Source organism: Streptosporangium nanhuense (assembly GCF_059358815.1).
Map to the genome: position 1 here is coordinate 102,947 of NZ_JCADBG010000001.1, position 16,308 is coordinate 119,254.

15 protein-coding genes are annotated in these 16,308 nt (G+C 70.7%); 12 read left to right on the top strand and 3 right to left on the bottom strand.

What is annotated here, in order from left to right:
* Window positions 1-54 precede the first annotated feature (54 nt).
* The 4 genes from AC5L38_RS00405 to AC5L38_RS00420 all read left to right on the top strand — a co-directional run bounded on the left by AC5L38_RS00405 (window position 55) and on the right by AC5L38_RS00420 (window position 4,644).
* On the top strand, window positions 55-1,377 hold the full coding sequence (locus AC5L38_RS00405; protein ID WP_495241527.1) for a sensor histidine kinase: 1,323 nt from the start codon (window positions 55-57) through the stop codon (window positions 1,375-1,377).
* A gap of 272 nt (window positions 1,378-1,649) precedes the next feature.
* The gene (locus AC5L38_RS00410) at window positions 1,650-1,949 is read left to right on the top strand and encodes a DUF4193 domain-containing protein (protein WP_030914836.1); all 300 of its coding nucleotides are present in this window, start codon (window positions 1,650-1,652) and stop codon (window positions 1,947-1,949) included.
* Between the two features lie 81 nt (window positions 1,950-2,030).
* Window positions 2,031-3,131: a hypothetical protein gene (locus tag AC5L38_RS00415; RefSeq protein ID WP_495240699.1), complete on the top strand. Its 1,101-nt coding sequence runs from the start codon at window positions 2,031-2,033 to the stop codon at window positions 3,129-3,131.
* Window positions 3,132-3,186: 55 nt separating this feature from the next.
* On the top strand, window positions 3,187-4,644 hold the full coding sequence (locus tag AC5L38_RS00420) for an alpha,alpha-trehalose-phosphate synthase (UDP-forming) (protein ID WP_495240700.1): 1,458 nt from the start codon (window positions 3,187-3,189) through the stop codon (window positions 4,642-4,644).
* A 132-nt stretch (window positions 4,645-4,776) separates the two neighbouring features.
* On the opposite strand, the gene AC5L38_RS00425 is transcribed toward AC5L38_RS00420, so the two are convergent.
* On the bottom strand, window positions 4,777-5,073 hold the full coding sequence (locus AC5L38_RS00425; protein WP_495240701.1) for a DUF4235 domain-containing protein: 297 nt from the start codon (window positions 5,071-5,073) through the stop codon (window positions 4,777-4,779).
* An 82-nt stretch (window positions 5,074-5,155) separates the two neighbouring features.
* Here AC5L38_RS00425 and valS point away from each other — a divergent pair, with 82 nt between their 5' ends.
* The 7 genes from valS (at window position 5,156) to AC5L38_RS00460 (ending at window position 12,475) form a co-directional block, all read left to right on the top strand.
* The gene (valS, locus tag AC5L38_RS00430) at window positions 5,156-7,732 is read left to right on the top strand and encodes a valine--tRNA ligase (protein WP_495240702.1); all 2,577 of its coding nucleotides are present in this window, start codon (window positions 5,156-5,158) and stop codon (window positions 7,730-7,732) included.
* 350 nt (window positions 7,733-8,082) lie between these two features.
* On the top strand, window positions 8,083-9,525 hold the full coding sequence (locus AC5L38_RS00435; protein ID WP_495240703.1) for an AI-2E family transporter: 1,443 nt from the start codon (window positions 8,083-8,085) through the stop codon (window positions 9,523-9,525).
* Between the two features lie 11 nt (window positions 9,526-9,536).
* Window positions 9,537-10,091 carry a PaaI family thioesterase gene (locus tag AC5L38_RS00440; RefSeq protein WP_495240704.1) on the top strand — a complete coding sequence of 185 codons (555 nt, stop codon included), beginning with the start codon at window positions 9,537-9,539 and terminating at the stop codon, window positions 10,089-10,091.
* Window positions 10,088-10,531, top strand: coding sequence for a dUTP diphosphatase (gene dut / locus AC5L38_RS00445; RefSeq protein ID WP_495240705.1), 444 nt, complete (start codon window positions 10,088-10,090; stop codon window positions 10,529-10,531). The genes AC5L38_RS00440 and dut overlap by 4 nt, the downstream gene beginning before the upstream one ends.
* 119 nt (window positions 10,532-10,650) lie before the next feature.
* Entirely contained in the window at window positions 10,651-11,337 is a 687-nt protein-coding gene (locus AC5L38_RS00450) for a DUF3710 domain-containing protein (RefSeq protein ID WP_495240706.1), read from the top strand.
* A 49-nt stretch (window positions 11,338-11,386) separates the two neighbouring features.
* On the top strand, window positions 11,387-11,779 hold the full coding sequence (locus AC5L38_RS00455; protein WP_344744598.1) for an OB-fold nucleic acid binding domain-containing protein: 393 nt from the start codon (window positions 11,387-11,389) through the stop codon (window positions 11,777-11,779).
* 33 nt (window positions 11,780-11,812) lie between these two features.
* Complete coding sequence (locus tag AC5L38_RS00460) at window positions 11,813-12,475, top strand: DUF3159 domain-containing protein (RefSeq protein ID WP_495241528.1); 663 nt, start codon at window positions 11,813-11,815, stop codon at window positions 12,473-12,475.
* 286 nt (window positions 12,476-12,761) lie between these two features.
* Here AC5L38_RS00460 and AC5L38_RS00465 read toward each other — a convergent pair whose 3' ends face one another.
* Both AC5L38_RS00465 and AC5L38_RS00470 read right to left on the bottom strand, forming a co-directional pair.
* Complete coding sequence (locus AC5L38_RS00465) at window positions 12,762-13,436, bottom strand: potassium channel family protein (protein ID WP_495240707.1); 675 nt, start codon at window positions 13,434-13,436, stop codon at window positions 12,762-12,764.
* On the bottom strand, window positions 13,436-14,101 hold the full coding sequence (locus AC5L38_RS00470) for a potassium channel family protein (protein ID WP_344918225.1): 666 nt from the start codon (window positions 14,099-14,101) through the stop codon (window positions 13,436-13,438). Before AC5L38_RS00470 ends, AC5L38_RS00465 begins: the two co-directional genes overlap by 1 nt.
* 116 nt (window positions 14,102-14,217) lie before the next feature.
* Here AC5L38_RS00470 and AC5L38_RS00475 point away from each other — a divergent pair, with 116 nt between their 5' ends.
* Entirely contained in the window at window positions 14,218-16,260 is a 2,043-nt protein-coding gene (locus AC5L38_RS00475) for an APC family permease (RefSeq protein WP_495240708.1), read from the top strand.
* Window positions 16,261-16,308: the final 48 nt, after the last annotated feature.

The window sequence follows — 16,308 nt, forward strand, 5'->3', positions numbered from 1 at the left end:
CGCCCGACGTTCGTGCCGGTGGGCGAGAACCGCGAGTCGGTGCCGACCCACCCGATGATCAGCCCTCACTCCGAGCGGGGCACCTGGAAGAGCGAGCAGCTGGAGTCCGGGCCCGCCGATGAGGGGAGGCCGGCCGAGCGGCCCCCGCCGCCGACCGGCCCGCCCGCCTGGGACGGACCGCCCCCGGAGGGTGCCGCCCCGGCCCCGCGGACCCCGCTGGACCGGCTGCGGACGGTCCTGGACCGGCTCAGCATCAGGTGGCGGCTCACCCTCACCTACGCCGCGCTGTTCTTCATCGCCGGTGCCCTGCTGATGGCCGTGATCTACCTGATGGTGGGCTGGGCGCTCTCCTCGGGGTGGCCGCCCTTCCCGTACGACGAGCTGCGGGAGCTCGTGGGGCCCGAGGCGGCGGCCATCTTCAAGCAGCAGTGGTACTGGCAGCAGCACGCCGCGATCACCGGGGCGCAGCGGGAGCTGCTGGCCCGCTCGCTGCTGGCGCTGCTGGGGGTCGGCATCCTGGCCGTCATCATCGGCTACATCGTCGCCGACCGGGCGCTCAAGCCCATCCAGCAGATGACCGCCACGGCCCGCAAGCTGTCGGGCTCCACGCTCGCCCACGAGCGGATCGACCTCAAGGGCCCCGACGACGAGCTGAAGGAGCTGGCCGACACCTTCGACGCGATGCTCACCAGGCTGAATGTGGCCTTCGACACACAACGAAGGTTCGTGGCCAACGCCTCGCACGAGCTCCGCACCCCCCTGACGATCAACCGGACGGTCCTGGAGATCGCCCTGGGCGATCCGGAGGCGTCGGGTGACCTGAAGGCGCTGGGCCGCACGCTCCTGGAGGTCAACGCCCGCAACGAGCGCCTGATCGAGGGCCTGTTGCTGCTGGCCCGCAGCGAGCGCGAGCTGAGCGTGCGCAAGCCGGTGGACATGAAGGACGTGGCCGAGACGGTCGTCGACCAGCTCGCCACGCGGGCCGAGGAGGCCGGGGTCACCGTGGTCGCCGAGCTTCGGAACGCCGAGACCGTGGGCGATCCGGTGCTGCTCGAACGATGCGTGGCCAACCTGGTGGAGAACGCTATAAAGCACAACCTCTCCGATTCCGGACGTCTGTGGGTCAGGACGGGAATGGTGGAGGGTGCCTTGGTTGTTCAGGTGGCCAACACGGGGCCGCATGTGCCCGCGTACGAGGTGAACAGCCTTTTCGAGCCGTTCCGGCGGCTCAACGCCGACCGGGTCGACTCGGACAAGGGCGCGGGGCTGGGCCTGTCCATCGTCCGCGCGGTCGTGCGCGCCCACGGGGGCAACGTGACCGCCATACCCAGGGACGGAGGAGGTCTGGTGGTCACGGTGCGACTTCGGTCACGTTGATCCGGCGGGGGGCGTCTCGTTCACGCCGTACATGTGGTTGGATGTGCCGTCGAACACGGTGGTGCATGCCGCCGATGCTGTGGTTTACGCCATATTTGGCTAACCGTGGCCATTGGCAGTACGTCCCTCACGTGTAGGGAGGTTCAGTGACCATTCCGGCGGGGTACCGAAGCAGGAATCTCTCTGGCGGATCGGGCACAAGTCGTGCCTCTCGAACGTTACACACGCGCGAGTGAGCGCAGACAGATAGATGAGGGGGATGGAGCAGACCGATGGCTACCGATTACGACAGCCCACGCAAGACCGACGACGACCTCAGCGAGGACAGTCTTCAGGAACTGCAGGCCCGCCGTACCGACAAGTCCTCGGGCAGCATCGACATCGACGAGACGGATCTCGCCGAGTCGCTCGAACTGCCGGGCGCGGACCTGTCAAATGAGGAGCTCTCGCTCCGGGTGATTCCTCGTCAGGCCGACGAGTTCACCTGCGCGCGCTGCTTCCTGGTGCATCACCGCAGTCAACTCGCCGTGGAGAAGAACGGCCAGCAGATCTGCCGGGAATGCGCGGCTTGAGATGATTCCGATGGCCTGTCCGAGGTGTGCTCTTCCAAGTATGGGTAGGGCCCCAGGACAGCCTTGAGGAGGTTCCGAGACATGACGTCAGAGAACAGGCGGACCGGTGCCGCGCCGGACGACTCCACGGCCGAGGAGTCGGACGGCGCGCCTGATCACAAAGCGGCCGCGAGCGGTGGGTCCGGCCGGGAAGTGACCGTGGACGCCGGTCACGACGATCACAAGGTGGCCGGGAACGGCGGGTCCGGCCGGGAAGTGACCGTGGACGCGGGTCCTGACCACACGGTGGCCGCGGATGCCGGTTCCGATCACAGGGTGACCGAGAACGGCGGGTCTGGTCGGCAAGTGCCCGTGGACGGCGGTTCCGACCACAAGGTGGCCGCGGGCGCCGGTCCCGATCATGACGCGGTCGCGGACGGCCGGGCCGGCGAGGAAGACGGCCGGGCCGAACGGGAAGTGGCCGAGATTGTCGGCAGGCTCGCCGAGCCGGGCGACATGGACGGGGCCGAGCGGCGAAGGCTGCTCGGCCGTCTCACGAAAGCACTGGCGCGAGGGGCGAAGAAGGCCAAGGAGTCGGGGGCGAGCCGGGGCCGCTGGCTGACCGACGTGTTCATGGCCGTGGCGCCCCGCATCCCCATCCGCGACCTGCAGACCCTTTCCGAGCACCATCACGGTCACACCTCCGAGGCGCTGGCCGACGATCTGGTACGAACGGCGACCAAGGCGACCATGGCGGTCGGGGCCATCGGCGGGGCCGTCGCCGCCGCCGAGTTCGCCGCCCCTCCCCTTCTGCTCTCCGCCCCGGCCCAGCTCGTGGCCGAGACCCTCGTCGTGGCCGCGATCGAGGTGAAGCTCATCGCCGAGCTCCACGAGGTGTACGGCATCCAGGTGCCGGGCTCGGGCTCCCAGCGGGCCATGGCCTTCGCGATGGCCTGGTCCAAGCAGCGAGGCGTCGACCCCATGGCCCCCGGGACGATGACCGTCGCCCTGGGCACCGCGGCCAAGACCGCCCTGCGTAACAGGCTGATGCGCACCCTCGGGCGCCACCTCACCACCTTCGGCCCCTTCCTCACCGGCGCCGTGGCCGGAGGGTTCCTCAACCGCGCCGCCACGAAGAAGCTCGGCGAGGTCGTACGGGCCGATCTGAGGATTCACCGCGCCCTCCCACCAGGCAAGTCATAGAAACCTCTCAAACGGGTAGTTACTTCAGTAAGCCCCCGACTACCTGGAGGAATCTGTGCTGGGCCGCAGCGCATTTGTGATCGTCGCCAACCGTCTCCCCGTCGACAGGGTCGGTGAGGACATGTGGCGGCGTAGCCCCGGCGGCCTCGTCACCGCGATCGCCCCCGTCCTGCAGCGCAGGGAGGGGGCCTGGGTCGGCTGGCACGGCGCCCCCGACGAGAGCCTCGAACCCTTCGAACACGACGGCATGCAGCTCGTCCCCGTCCCGCTGTCCGAATCCGAGGTCGAGCTTTACTACGAGGGTTTCTCCAACGCCACCCTCTGGCCGCTCTACCACGACGTGGTCGCCTCTCCCGTCTACTCCCGGGTCACCTGGGAGGCCTACCGCACCGTCAACGAGCGCTTCGCCGAGGCCGCGGCCGCGGAGGCCGCGGAGAACGCCGTCGTGTGGATCCAGGACTACCAGCTCCAGCTGGTCCCGGCCATGCTGCGCAAGCTCCGCCCCGACCTGCGCATCGGCTTCTTCCTGCACATCCCCTTCCCGCCGGTCGAGCTGTTCTCCCAGATGCCGTGGCGGCGCGAGATCGTCGAAGGCCTGCTCGGCGCGGACATGGTGGGTTTCCAGCGCCCCGGCGGCGCGTCCAACTTCATCCGGCTCTGCCGCCGCCTGCTCGGCCTCCAGCACCACAAGCACGAGATCTACGTGGGGGACCGGGTGGTGCGCGCCGGGGCGTTCCCCATCTCCGTCGACTTCGGCGAGCTCGACTCCCTGGTCAGGGAGCCGCACATCATCGCCAGGGCCAGGGAGATCCGCGCGGAGCTGGGCGACCCCGAGTGCATGCTGCTCGGCGTCGACAGGCTCGACTACACCAAGGGCATCGGCCAGCGCCTGAAGGCGTTCGGCGAGCTGCTCTCCGAGGGGGCGATCAAGCCGGGCGAGGCGGCGTTCGTGCAGATCGCCACGCCGAGCAGGGAACGCGTCGAGGAGTACATGCGGCTGCGCGACTCGATCGAGCTCCAGGTCGGCCGGATCAACGGAGAGCAGGGAGAGCTCGGGCAGCAGCCCGTTCAGTACATGCACCAGTCGTACGGCCGGGACGAGCTCGCCGCGCTCTACCTCGCCGCCGACGTGATGGTGGTGACGCCGCTGCGCGACGGGATGAACCTGGTCGCCAAGGAGTACATCGCCTGCCGCAACGACCTGCGCGGCGCGCTGGTGCTCAGCGAGTTCGCCGGGGCGGCCGACGAGCTGCGCCAGGCGTTCATGGTCAACCCCTACGACGTCGACGGCCTCAAGCGGGCGATGCTGACCGCGATGCGCGCCACCCCGCACGACCTGTCGCGCCGGATGCGGTCGCTGCGCCGGAGGGTGTCCACCTACGACGTGGACCGCTGGGCGAAGGAGTTCCTCACCTCGCTGGAGTCCCCGGGTTCGCAGGAGTCCCAGGGGTCGCAGGAGCCCACGGAGTCCCAGGAATCCCAGGAGTCCCCGGAGGTGCTGGAGGCCTCCTGACGCCGCACCGTCCGTGTGACCGGCCCCCGCGCGAGTGCGACGCGCGGGGGTTCCGGCGGTGGCGACGACTCACACGACCGGGATCCGGGCGCGGGTCGTCGCGGAGGGCGGGCCGGCGGCGGGGCCTCGCCGTCAGGTGGTGACGTCCCTGGCGGCGTCCTTGACGGCCTTCCAGGCGTCGTAGCGCTTCCTGGCGGTGCGGGCGACCACGATCTGCGTCACCTGCATGCCGACCCCCATCACCACGGCGTAGCCGACCGCCTCGCCGAGGCTGATCTCCAGGGACTCGTTGTCGAGGGGCGGCTTCTTGCCGGTGGCCTTCTCCCAGGCGAACCCGATGACCTTCTTCGCCCCCCACGCGGTGGCGAGGCCCAGGAGGCCGCCGATCGCCCTCCACGCCATGTCCTGCTTCTCGGTCTTGTCGGCCATGTGGTCCTCCCGTTTACTGTCCGCCCCAAGAACACTAGTCTCCCCGAGCGGCGGATCGCGTGAAGCCATACCATAGGGAGGCATGACACAACAGCGACCGCGCTCTGCGCCCATGCCCGAGAAACCGACTCTCGATGGCCTGGAAGCCGTATGGGCGGGCCGTTGGGAGAGCGAAGGGACCTACCGTTTCGACAGGTCGCGCACGCGCGAGGAGATCTACTCGATCGACACCCCGCCGCCGACCGTCTCCGGCTCCCTCCACGTCGGCCACGTCTTCTCCTACACCCACACCGACACCGTCGCCCGCTTCCAGCGCATGCGCGGGCGTGAGGTCTTCTACCCCATGGGCTGGGACGACAACGGCCTGCCCACCGAGCGCCGGGTGCAGAACCACTTCGGCGTGCGCTGCGACCCCTCCATCGCCTACGACCCCTCGTTCGAGCCTCCGGCCAGGCCCGACCCCAAGCGGCAGATCCCGATCTCGCGCGGAAACTTCATCGAGCTGTGCGAGCGGCTCACCGTCGAGGACGAGAGGGTGTTCGAGGAGCTCTGGCGCCGCCTCGGCCTGTCGGTCGACTGGTCGCTGACGTACGCCACGATCGGCGACGCCGCGCGGACGGCCTCCCAGCGCGCCTTCCTGCGCAATCTGGCCAGGGGGGAGGCGTACGTCGCCCAGGCGCCCACGCTGTGGGACGTCACCTTCCGCACCGCCGTCGCCCAGGCCGAGCTGGAGGACCGCGAGTGGCCCGGCGCCTTCCACCGGCTGGGCTTCGGCCTGTCCGAGGAGCAGCGGGCCAGGGGGTTCGGCGACCGGGTCTGGATCGAGACGACCCGCCCCGAGTTGCTGCCCGCCTGCGTCGCGCTCGTCGCCCACCCGGACGACGAGCGCTACCGGCCCCTGTTCGGCACCACGGTCAGGACGCCGCTGTTCGGCGTCGAGGTGCCGGTGCTGGCCCACCACCTGGCCGAGCCGGACAAGGGCTCGGGCATCGCGATGATCTGCACCTTCGGCGACGTGACCGACATCGTCTGGTGGCGCGAGCTCGACCTGCCCACCCGCGCCGTCATCGGCTGGGACGGCAGGCTGCTGCCGGACGCGCCCGAGGGCGTGCCCCCGGAGCCGTACGCCGAGCTGGCGGGCAGGACCGTGCACGGCGCCCGCGAGCGGATCGTGGAGCTGCTGCGCGCGTCCGGCGACATGGAGGGCGAGCCGCGCCCCGTGAGGCGCGCGGTGAAGTTCTACGAGAAGGGCGACCGGCCCCTGGAGATCGTCACCACCCGCCAGTGGTACATCCGCAACGGCGGGCGCGACCTCGCCCTTCGCGACGCGCTCCTGGCGCGCGGCGCGGAGCTGTCCTGGCACCCGCCGCACATGCGGGTCCGCTACGACAGCTGGGTGCAGGGGCTGGCGGGCGACTGGCTGATCTCCCGGCAGCGGTTCTTCGGCGTGCCCATCCCGGTCTGGTACCCCCTGGACGACGAGGGCGAGCCCGACCGCTCCGCGCCGATCGCGCCGCCCGAGTCCGCGCTGCCGATCGACCCGTCCTCCGACGTCCCGCCCGGCTACACCGAGGACCAGCGCGGCAAGGCGGGCGGCTTCATCGGAGACCCGGACGTCATGGACACCTGGGCCACCTCCTCGCTGACGCCGCAGATCGCCGGGGGCTGGGAGCGCGACCGGGACCTGTTCGGGCGGGTCTTCCCGATGGACCTGCGCCCGCAGGCCCACGAGATCATCCGGACCTGGCTGTTCTCCACCGTGGTCCGCGCCCATCTGGAGCAGGGCAGCCTGCCCTGGAGCCACGTCGCGATCTCCGGGTGGATCCTCGACCCCGACCGCAAGAAGATGTCCAAGTCCCAGGGCAACGTGGTCACCCCGCTCGGCCTGCTGGAGCAGTACGGCTCCGACGCGGTCCGCTACTGGGCGGCCGGCGGCCGTCCCGGCACCGACACGGCGTTCGACACCGGCCAGATCAAGGTCGGCCGCAGGCTGGCCATCAAGATCCTGAACGCCTCCAGGTTCGTCCTGGGCCTGGGCGAGGGGGGCGGGGAGGTCACCGAGCCGATCGACCTGTCGATGCTGGCCCGGCTGTCGGAGGTGGTCCACGAGGCCACCGAGGCGTTCGAGGGCTACGACTACACCCGCGCGCTGGAGCGGACCGAGCGGTTCTTCTGGGAGTTCTGCGACGACTACCTGGAGCTGGTCAAGGCCAGGGCCTACGACGACGCGAACGACGGGGACGGCGGGGACGGCACGGGGGAGGCGAGCGCGGCGGCGAGCTCCGCGCACGCGGCGCTGCGCGAGGCGCTCGACGTCATGCTCCGGCTGTTCGCCCCGTTCCTGCCGTTCGTCACCGAGGAGGTCTGGTCCTGGTGGCGTGAGGGCTCGGTGCACCGGGCCGCCTGGCCCGAGACGCGCGAGCGGGGCGGCGATCCCGAGCTGCTGCCCGTGGTGGCCGCCGTCCTCGGCCGGGTCCGCAAGGCCAAGTCCGACGCCCGCCTGTCCATGCGCGCGGAGGTCTCCCGGCTCACCGTCACCGGCGCGGGGGTCGACCTCGTGCGCCGGGCGCAGGACGACCTGTGCGGCGCGGGCGTCATCGACGAGTTCGTGCTCCAGGAGGGCGAGGGTGAGCTGCTGGTGGAGGTCGATCTCACCTGACCCCGGGCGCGCGGGCCCGGGGCGCACGCGAATCTGTCCTCGCCGTCGGTGAATCCTGCCGTACGGTCGAGGCAGGACAGGTGAGAGGAGGACAGGCATGCCGCCAGGATGTGGCAACTGCAGCTGCTACCTCGAAGACAGGGTGATCTCCCGCCCGCCGGATGAGCGCTGATCCCGGCCGGATGAGCGCCCGCCCTCGACCGGGCGGGCGCTCATCTCTGTCGGCCGGGCGTCGCCCTCGGCGGGCGGGTGCCCGTCCCTGACGGGCGCCGTACGGCCGGGTCGCTGCTTTTCGTGTCCAGACGATAACTCTCGCGCATTTCCCTGGCCGGCGTGACAGTCTGGAATACGTGATCTCCGATCGGGAACGCCTGACCAGCCTGGTGCCTCGCGCGTTGCTGCGCATCGCGATGTGGAGTCTCTGCCTGATCATCATCGGCTGGGCGGTCTTCTACTTCGCGCAGTTCATCGCGACGTTGCGCATCGTGGTCCTGCCGGTGGCCATCGCGCTCCTGCTGACCGCGCTGCTGTTCCCGCTCACCCGGCGGTTCGGCGCGATGGGCATGCGGCCCATCTACGCGACCTGGCTCACGATGATCATCGCGCTCACCGTGCTCGGCGGCACCGGCTGGATCATCGGGGTGCGCGCCAACGACGAGTTCCCCGGCCTCGTCGACCAGGTGCGCCAGACGGTCAAGACGGTGCAGAACTGGCTCCACACCGGGCCGCTGCACCTGCAGCCGACCCAGATCACCAGCTGGGTCGACGAGATCGGCAAGCAGATCACCACCCAGCGCAACCAGATCACCCAGACGGTCCTCACCGGCGCCACGGTGGCGCTGGAGGTGCTGGCCTCCATTGTGCTGCTGCTGTTCGTGACGTTCTTCCTGCTCAAAGACGGCGACCGGATCTGGTCGTGGTTCCTGAAGGGCTTCGGCGAGGTCGCGCCCCGCGTCGACAGGGCCGGGCGGGCCGCCTGGGTGACGCTCTCGCACTACGTGCAGGGCACGGTCGCGGTGGCCGCCGTGCACGGCGTGATCATGGGCATCGTGCTCGCGGGGATGGGCGTGCCGCTCTGGGCGCCGCTCGCGGTGATGATCTTCCTGGCCAGCTTCATCCCCATCGTCGGCATCTTCTTCGCCGGTTCGGTGGCGACCCTGGTCACCCTCGGCGCCAAGGGCCCGATCTACGCCCTGATCTTCCTCGGAATTCTGCTCGTGGAGCAGCAGCTGGAGAACCACGTGCTCCAGCCGCTGATCGTCGGCAGGGTGCTCCACTTCCACCCGTTGGCGATCATCCTGGTGCTGGCGGTGGGCGGCATCCTGGCGGGCATCGCCGGGGCCGCCGTGGCGGTGCCGGTGGCCGCGGTGATCTACCGCGCGCTGCCCGAGCTCACGGGCAGCGCGCATCGGGCCCTGCCACCGGCCCCGCCGCACCCCGATCCCGGCGGCCCCGATCCCGGCGGCCCCGATCCCGGCGGCCCCGATTCCTCCGGCGCCGATCCGGACGGTCCCGGTGGTCCGGGCCATCCGGGCGGTCCCGATCCCTCAGGCGCCGATCCCGACGGTCCTCGCGGTCTGAGCGGTCCGGACGGTCCCGATCCTTCCGGCGCCGATCCCGGTGGTCCGGGCCGTCCGGGTGGTCCGGGCGGTCTCGATCCCTCAGGCGCCGATCCCGACGGTCCTCGCGGTCCGGGCCGTCCCGGTGATCCGAACGCCGGTCCCGCCGGGCCGGCACCGGCGGATGCCGCGGGAAAGCCGGTGAATGAGGAATCACCGCAGCCCAGGGGGTAACGTTCTGCCCCGTGACCCGTTCCGCCCTGACCACCCCCCCGCCGGACGCGACCCCGCCGGGTCCGCTCGCCGGCGCGCCCGCTCCCGGCACCCCGCTCGGCTCCCACTACAGCCGCTGCTTCGGCTGCGGTGACGACCACCCCAACGGCCTGCACCTGACCGCCCTCACCCCCGACGGGGTCTCGGTGGTCGCCGAGTTCACCGTTGAGGAGACCCACCAGGGCGCGCCGGGCCTGGCGCACGGCGGCGTGCTCGCCGCGGCGATGGACGAGGTCATCGGCATGTCCGTGTGGCTCTTCCAGCGCCCCTACGTCACCGGCCGCCTGGAGACCGACTATCTCGCCCCGGTTCCGGTCGGCACCGTCCTGCATATGCGCGCCTGGTGCAACGGCATGTCCGGCAGGAAGGCGTACCTTGAGGCTGAGGGCCGGATCGGTTCCCCGGACGGGCCGGTCGCCGTGCGGGCCGCGGCGCTCTTCATCGAGGTGGCCATGGAGCATTTCGCCAAGCACGGTGACATCCAGACGATCGCCGACGAGCACCACGAGTACGAGGTGAACCCGTGACCCACACCGTCGAGGTGTTGATCCACCGGCTCGACGCCGACCTGCCGCCGCCCTCGTACGCCCACCCGGGCGACGCGGGCGCGGACCTCCACGCCGCCGAGGACGTCGAGCTCCTCCCCGGAGAGCGGGCCGTGGTCGGCACCGGGCTGGCGATCGCCCTGCCCGACGGGTACGCCGCGTTCGTCCACCCGCGCTCGGGCCTGGCCTCCGAGCACGGCGTGACGCTCGTCAACGCGCCCGGCACCGTCGACGCGGGATACCGGGGGGAGATCAAGGTGACGCTGATCAACACCGACACCAAGAACGCCGTACGACTGCGCAGGGGTGACCGCGTCGCGCAGCTGGTGATCCAGAAGGTGGAGAAGGCGGCGTTCCACGAGGTGGACCGGTTGCCGGGTTCGGCGCGAGGCGCCGGCGGGTTCGGGTCCACCGGCCGCTGACAGGGAGTGGACCCGGCGAGGCGCCGGGGGCCGGAGGGCGTCTCCGGCCCCCGGGGCCGCCCGCCGCCCGGCCCGGCGGGGGACGAGTGACCAGTGAATCTTCAAGGAGCGTGAGGAAAGTGTTCGGACGCAATCGCCGTGAGAAGTCCCCGGCCGCCAAGGCCGCCAAGCCCGTGGTGGAGGAGGAGGTCGAGCGGGTCCCGGCGCGGGAGTCGGGGCCGTGGGACGCCGACGAGGCCCACCCCGAGCGGGAGCGGGTCGACCTCGGGGGCATGCGCCTGCCGGTCGACGCCGGGTTCGAGGTGCAGCTCAACCTGGCCGGCGACCAGATCGTCGGCGCGGTGGTCCTGTTCGAGGGGAGCGCCCTGCAGGTGCACGCCTTCGCGGCGCCCAAGCGGAGCGGGATCTGGGACGAGGTCAGGGCCGAGCTGGCCGAGGGGGTCAAGAGCGCCGGCGGCACCGCCGAGGAGCGGGAGGGGGCCTTCGGCGTCGAGCTGGCCGCCAGGATCCCCGCCGAGGGCGGCGAGCAGCCGGTCCGCTACATCGGGGTGGACGGGCCGCGCTGGTTCCTGCGCGCGGTGATCAGCGGGAAGGCCGCGGAGGACGCCGAGGTCTCCGGGACGCTGGAGGATGTCGTCCGGGACATAGTCGTGGTACGCGGCGACGAGCCGATGGCCCCCAAGGAGCCCATCGAGCTGCGGCTGCCGCCCGAGGCCAGGCAGCCCGCGGAGCAGCAGGCCGCCGGGGGCGACGTGCCCGACCTCAACCCGTTCGACCGGGGCCCGGAGATCGCCGAGATCCGCTGACGGGGCGGATCGCGTACTCTGGTTCGACTCGTGTGTGAAGGAGAGGTCCGTGGGTTCTCAGGAGCCGCACAAACAGAGCGGTTTGCGGGGATTCTTTCGCCGGTTGACCGCCGGTCAGGCCGAATTGGAGGCCGACGAGCTCCAGCAGGACCTCGACCGCCACGGTGCCACCCCCATCGTCTCGTGCGGCATGCGCCGTCGTTTCTGTGTGACCGGCACCCTGCGGACGGTGACGCTGCGCCCTCGCGGGGGCGCCCCGGCGCTGGAGGCCGAGCTTTACGATGGTTCCGATGTGATCGACCTGATATGGCTGGGCCGCAGGAAGATCGCGGGCATCGAGCCGGGGCGCCTGGTGCTGGCGGAAGGGCTCGTCAGCGTGCAGGATGGCCGCAAAGTCATGTTCAATCCGAGATACGAGCTGCGCCCCGCGGGCGGTGCGTGAGTGATTGACGATCACGAGACGGTGAGCGAGAAGATGACCACCACCGGCGAGACCGCCGCGCACGACACGGTCGAGGCCGCGATCCGCAGCCAGCTTGCCAAGGCCTTCGGCGGAGTGCGGGGCGTCATCGAGGCCGCCGTGCCCACCATCGCCTTCACCGGCATGTGGATCACCACCTCCGACCTGAAGATGTCCCTGATCGTCAGCATCTCGGCCGCGGTGCTGCTGCTCGTCGTGCGGTTGCTGCAACGCTCGACGCCGCAGTTCGTGATCAACAGCCTGATCGGCATCGGCATCGGCGCGTTCTTCGCCTCCCGTACCGGTGAGGCGAAGGACGTCTTCCTGCCGGGCATCCTCTACAACGCCGGCTACTCCGTGGTGATGCTGCTGTCGATCGTCACCCGATGGCCGGTGGTGGGCTTCCTCATCGGCTCCGTCACCGGCGACCCGACCGCGTGGCGCGCGGATCCGGCCGTGGTGAAGCTGTGCACCAGGCTCACCTGGCTGCTGATGATCCCGTGCGTGGTCCGGGTGGCGGCGCAGCTCCCCGTCTTCCTGATCGGTGGGAACGACGCGGTCGCCGAGCTGGGCATCCTCAAGATCGCGATGGGCTGGCCGCTCCAGGTCGCGGCGCTCGCCGCCATGGTGTGGCTGCTGGCCCGGGGCAGGACCCCGGTGCGACCCGCGGCCTCCTGACCGGCGGACGGTCCTTCCGGCCGACCGGCGCGTCCGGGCCTCCCGACCGGCCTCTCCGGTGCCCCTCGCGCCCGGTTCGTGGCCCGGGGGCCCGCCACCGGTCCACCCGGCGCGCGGCGCGGAAGGGGCGCTCCCGCGTCGCGCGGAAGGACCGCTCCCGCGTGGTGCGGAAGGACCGCTTCCGCGCGGCGCGCGGGAGACCGGTTCGGGTGGCGCGGAAGGAGCGCTCCCGCGTGGCGCGCGGGAGACCGGTCCGGTTGGCGTACGGGATGGACGGAAGGCAGGTTCAGCGGGGCGTGCGGTGGTGCGGGGACAGGAGCTCGGCGAGCTCCTCCTCGACCTCCTGGCTGGCCACGAACATCAGCTCGTCGCCGGCCTCCAGCGGGTCGTCGGCGGTGGGCACCAGCACCCGGCCCTCGCGCAGGATCGCGACCAGGGCGCTGTCGTTGGGCCAGGGCACCGAACCGGCGCGCTGGCCGACGACCGGGGCGTCCTCGGGCAGGGTGAGCTCGACCAGGTTGGCCTGGCCCTGACGGAAGGTCATCAGGCGCACCAGGTCGCCGACGCTGACGGCCTCCTCGACCAGCGCGCTCAGCAGGCGCGGGGTCGAGACGGCCACGTCGACGCCCCACGACTCGTTGAACAGCCACTCGTTCTTGGGGTGGTTGATCCTGGCGACCACGCGCGGCACGCCGTACTCCGTCTTGGCGAGCAGCGAGACCACGAGGTTGACCTTGTCGTCACCGCTGGCGGCGACGACCACGTGGCACTCGGCCAGGCCGGCCTCGTCCAGCGAGGAGATCTCGCAGGCGTCGGCGAGCAGCCACTCCGCCCGCGGCACGGTATCGATCTTGATGGCCTTGGGGTCGATGTCGACGAGCAGGACCTCGTGGCCGTTCTCCAGGAGTTCGGCGGCGATCGACCGGCCGACCGCTCCCGCGCCGGCGATGGTGACGCGCATCAGTGCTCCTCCTCCGGCGCTCCGGACAGCACCTTGTTGATGCGGTCCATGTCGGCCTCGACCGCCATGACGTGCAGCACGTCGCCCTCCTGCACCACCGAGTCGTTCCTGGGCAGCAGGGTGTCGCCGATCCGGTTGATGAACGCCAGGCGGGTGCCCGCCGCGGCCTCCAGATCCCTCGTCGGGGTGCCGATCCAGCCGGGGTGGTAGGCCACCTCCGCCAGCACCACGCACCCGCTGGGGTCGCGCCAGAGCGGCTCGGCGCCCTCGGGCAGGACGCGGCGCAGGATCTGGTCGGCGGTCCAGCGGACCGTGGCCACGGTGGGGATTCCCAGCCGCTGGTAGACCTCGGCGCGCCGGGAGTCGTAGATCCTGGCCACGACGTTGTCGACGCCGAACGTCTCGCGGGCGACCCTGGCGGAGATGATGTTCGAGTTGTCGCCGCTGCTCACCGCCACGTAGGCGCCCGCGGCCTCGATGCCCGCCTCCTCCAGGACGTCCCGGTCGAAGCCGATCCCGGTCACCCTGCGACCCCGAAACCCCGCCCGCAGGCGGCGGAACGCCTGCGGGTCACGGTCGATGATCGCGACCGAGTGGCCGCTGTCCTCAAGGATGTGCGCCAGGGTCGAACCGACCCGGCCACACCCCATGATCACGATATGCATGCTCCCCCGCCGGTCGCTGTGAGGCGGATCTTGTGCCCGATGTATTCAGCCAGTATGGACCGCCCCAGGAGTGCCGCGTGAGTGGGGCCGAGTAATAACGGCTAGCATCTGCAGACGTGTCGAAGGTGACGGACCTTGTCAAACGCCTTTTCATCGGGCGGGCGCTGCGCAGCACGCAGCTGCACGAGCAGCTGCTCCCCAAGCGCATCGCGCTGCCCGTCTTCGCGAGTGACGCCCTCTCCTCCGTGGCCTACGCCCCGCAGGAGATCCTGGTCATTCTCTCCCTCGCCGGAGTCTCCTTCTATCACTTCAGCCCCTGGGTCGCCGTCGCCGTCGTCGTGGTGATGCTCACCGTCGTGGCGTCGTACCGGCAGAACGTGCACGCCTACCCCAGCGGGGGCGGCGACTACGAGGTCGCCACCGTCAACCTCGGCCCGAGCGCCGGGCTCACCGTCGCCAGCGCCCTGATGGTCGACTACGTGCTGACCGTCGCGGTCTCGGTCGCCAACGGCGTCGACTACGTGGGCGCCACCATCCCGTACGTCGCCCAGCACAAGCCGCTGGTCGCGATCGCCATCGTCGTGCTGCTGACGATCGTCAACCTGCGCGGGATCCGGGAGTCGGGCGCGGCCTTCGCGATCCCCACCTACGCCTTCATGTTCGCCGTCCTCGGCCTGGTCGCGTGGGGCGCCTTCCGGGTGCTCGTCCTCGGCGACCAGCTGCACGCGCCCACCTCCGAGTACGAGATCATCGCCGAGCAGACCAACCTGACCTCCTTCGCGGCGGCCTTCCTGATCCTGCGCGCGTTCTCCTCCGGCTGCGCCGCGCTCACCGGCGTCGAGGCGATCAGCAACGGGGTGCCCGCCTTCCGCAAGCCCAAGAGCAAGAACGCCGCGAGCACCCTGCTGATGATGGGCCTGGTCTCGGTGACCATGTTCGTCGGCATCATCACCCTGGGGCTGGCCTCGGGCGTCAAGGTCGCCGACCCCGCCGTCGCCTACCGCGACGTCCTCATCGACGGCGAGCCCGCCGGGCCCGGCTACTACCAGCAGCCGATCATCGCCCAGGTGGCCGACGCGGTCTTCGGCAACGGCTCGCTCCCCTTCTTCCTCATCGCCGCCGTCACCGCGCTGATCCTGTTCCTGGCCGCCAACACCGCCTTCAACGGCTTCCCGGTGCTCGGCTCGATCCTGGCCCAGGACCGCTACCTGCCCCGCCAGCTGCACACCCGGGGGGACCGGCTCGCCTTCTCCAACGGCATCGTGATCCTCGCCGCCGCGGCCTGCCTGCTGCTGTGGGGCTTCGACGCCGACGTCAGCCGCCTGCTCAACCTCTACATCGTGGGCGTCTTCGTGTCGTTCACGCTGAGCCAGATCGGCATGGTCAGGCACTGGACGCGGCACCTGAGGACCGAGACCGACCTGAGGGTCCGGCACCAGATGCACCGCTCGCGGACCATCAACTTCTTCGGCGGCGTGATGACCGGCGTGGTGCTGGTGGTGGTGCTGGTCACCAAGTTCACCCACGGGGCGTGGATCGTCTGCGTGGCCATGCCGGTGCTGTTCCTGATGATGAAGGGCATCCACCGCCACTACGAGAACGTGGCCGCCGAGCTCGCCGTCGCCGAGGACTCCCAGGTGGACGAGTCGATGCTGCCCGCGCGCAACCACGCCATCGTGCTGGTCTCCAAGATCCACAAGCCGACCCTGCGCGCCCTCGCCTACGCCCGCGCCACCCGTCCCTCCAAGCTGGAGGCGATCACCGTGGGGGTGGAGGGCCCCGAGGCCAGGGCGCTGCAGGAGGAGTGGGAGCGGCGCGGCATCCCGGTGCCGCTGAAGATGCTCGACTCGCCCTACCGCGAGATCACCCGGCCGATCCTGGAGTACGTCAAGTCGCTGCGCCGCCGCTCCCCCCGGGACGTGGTGAGCGTCTACATCCCCGAGTACGTCGTCGGCCACTGGTGGGAGCACATCCTGCACAACCAGAGCGCGCTGCGGCTGAAGGGCCGCCTGCTGTTCCAGCCCGGCGTGATGGTCATCAGCGTGCCCTGGCAGCTGCACTCCTCCGACCGGCTCAAGGGCCGCCCCGAGCCCTTCGCGCCCGGCGCCGTTCGCCGTCCGCGCCCGGAGGCGGCTCGGGACGAGGACGTCAAGGCATAACCTTTCGTATGCGCTCCTGACGCGAGGAGGCTCGACCGACGACGATTT

Bases quoted from the DNA above. Each gene is read 5' to 3' on its own strand.
- AC5L38_RS00415 (WP_495240699.1), top strand. From the start codon at position 2,031: ATGACGTCAGAGAACAGGCGGACCGGTGCCGCGCCGGACGACTCCACG.
- AC5L38_RS00410 (WP_030914836.1), top strand. From the start codon at position 1,650: ATGGCTACCGATTACGACAGCCCACGCAAGACCGACGACGACCTCAGC.
- AC5L38_RS00470 (WP_344918225.1), bottom strand. From the start codon at position 14,101: ATGCATATCGTGATCATGGGGTGTGGCCGGGTCGGTTCGACCCTGGCG.
- AC5L38_RS00425 (WP_495240701.1), bottom strand. From the start codon at position 5,073: ATGGCCGACAAGACCGAGAAGCAGGACATGGCGTGGAGGGCGATCGGC.
- AC5L38_RS00405 (WP_495241527.1), top strand. From the start codon at position 55: ATGATCAGCCCTCACTCCGAGCGGGGCACCTGGAAGAGCGAGCAGCTG.
- AC5L38_RS00465 (WP_495240707.1), bottom strand. From the start codon at position 13,436: ATGCGCGTCACCATCGCCGGCGCGGGAGCGGTCGGCCGGTCGATCGCC.
- valS (WP_495240702.1), top strand. From the start codon at position 5,156: ATGACACAACAGCGACCGCGCTCTGCGCCCATGCCCGAGAAACCGACT.
- AC5L38_RS00460 (WP_495241528.1), top strand. From the start codon at position 11,813: ATGACCACCACCGGCGAGACCGCCGCGCACGACACGGTCGAGGCCGCG.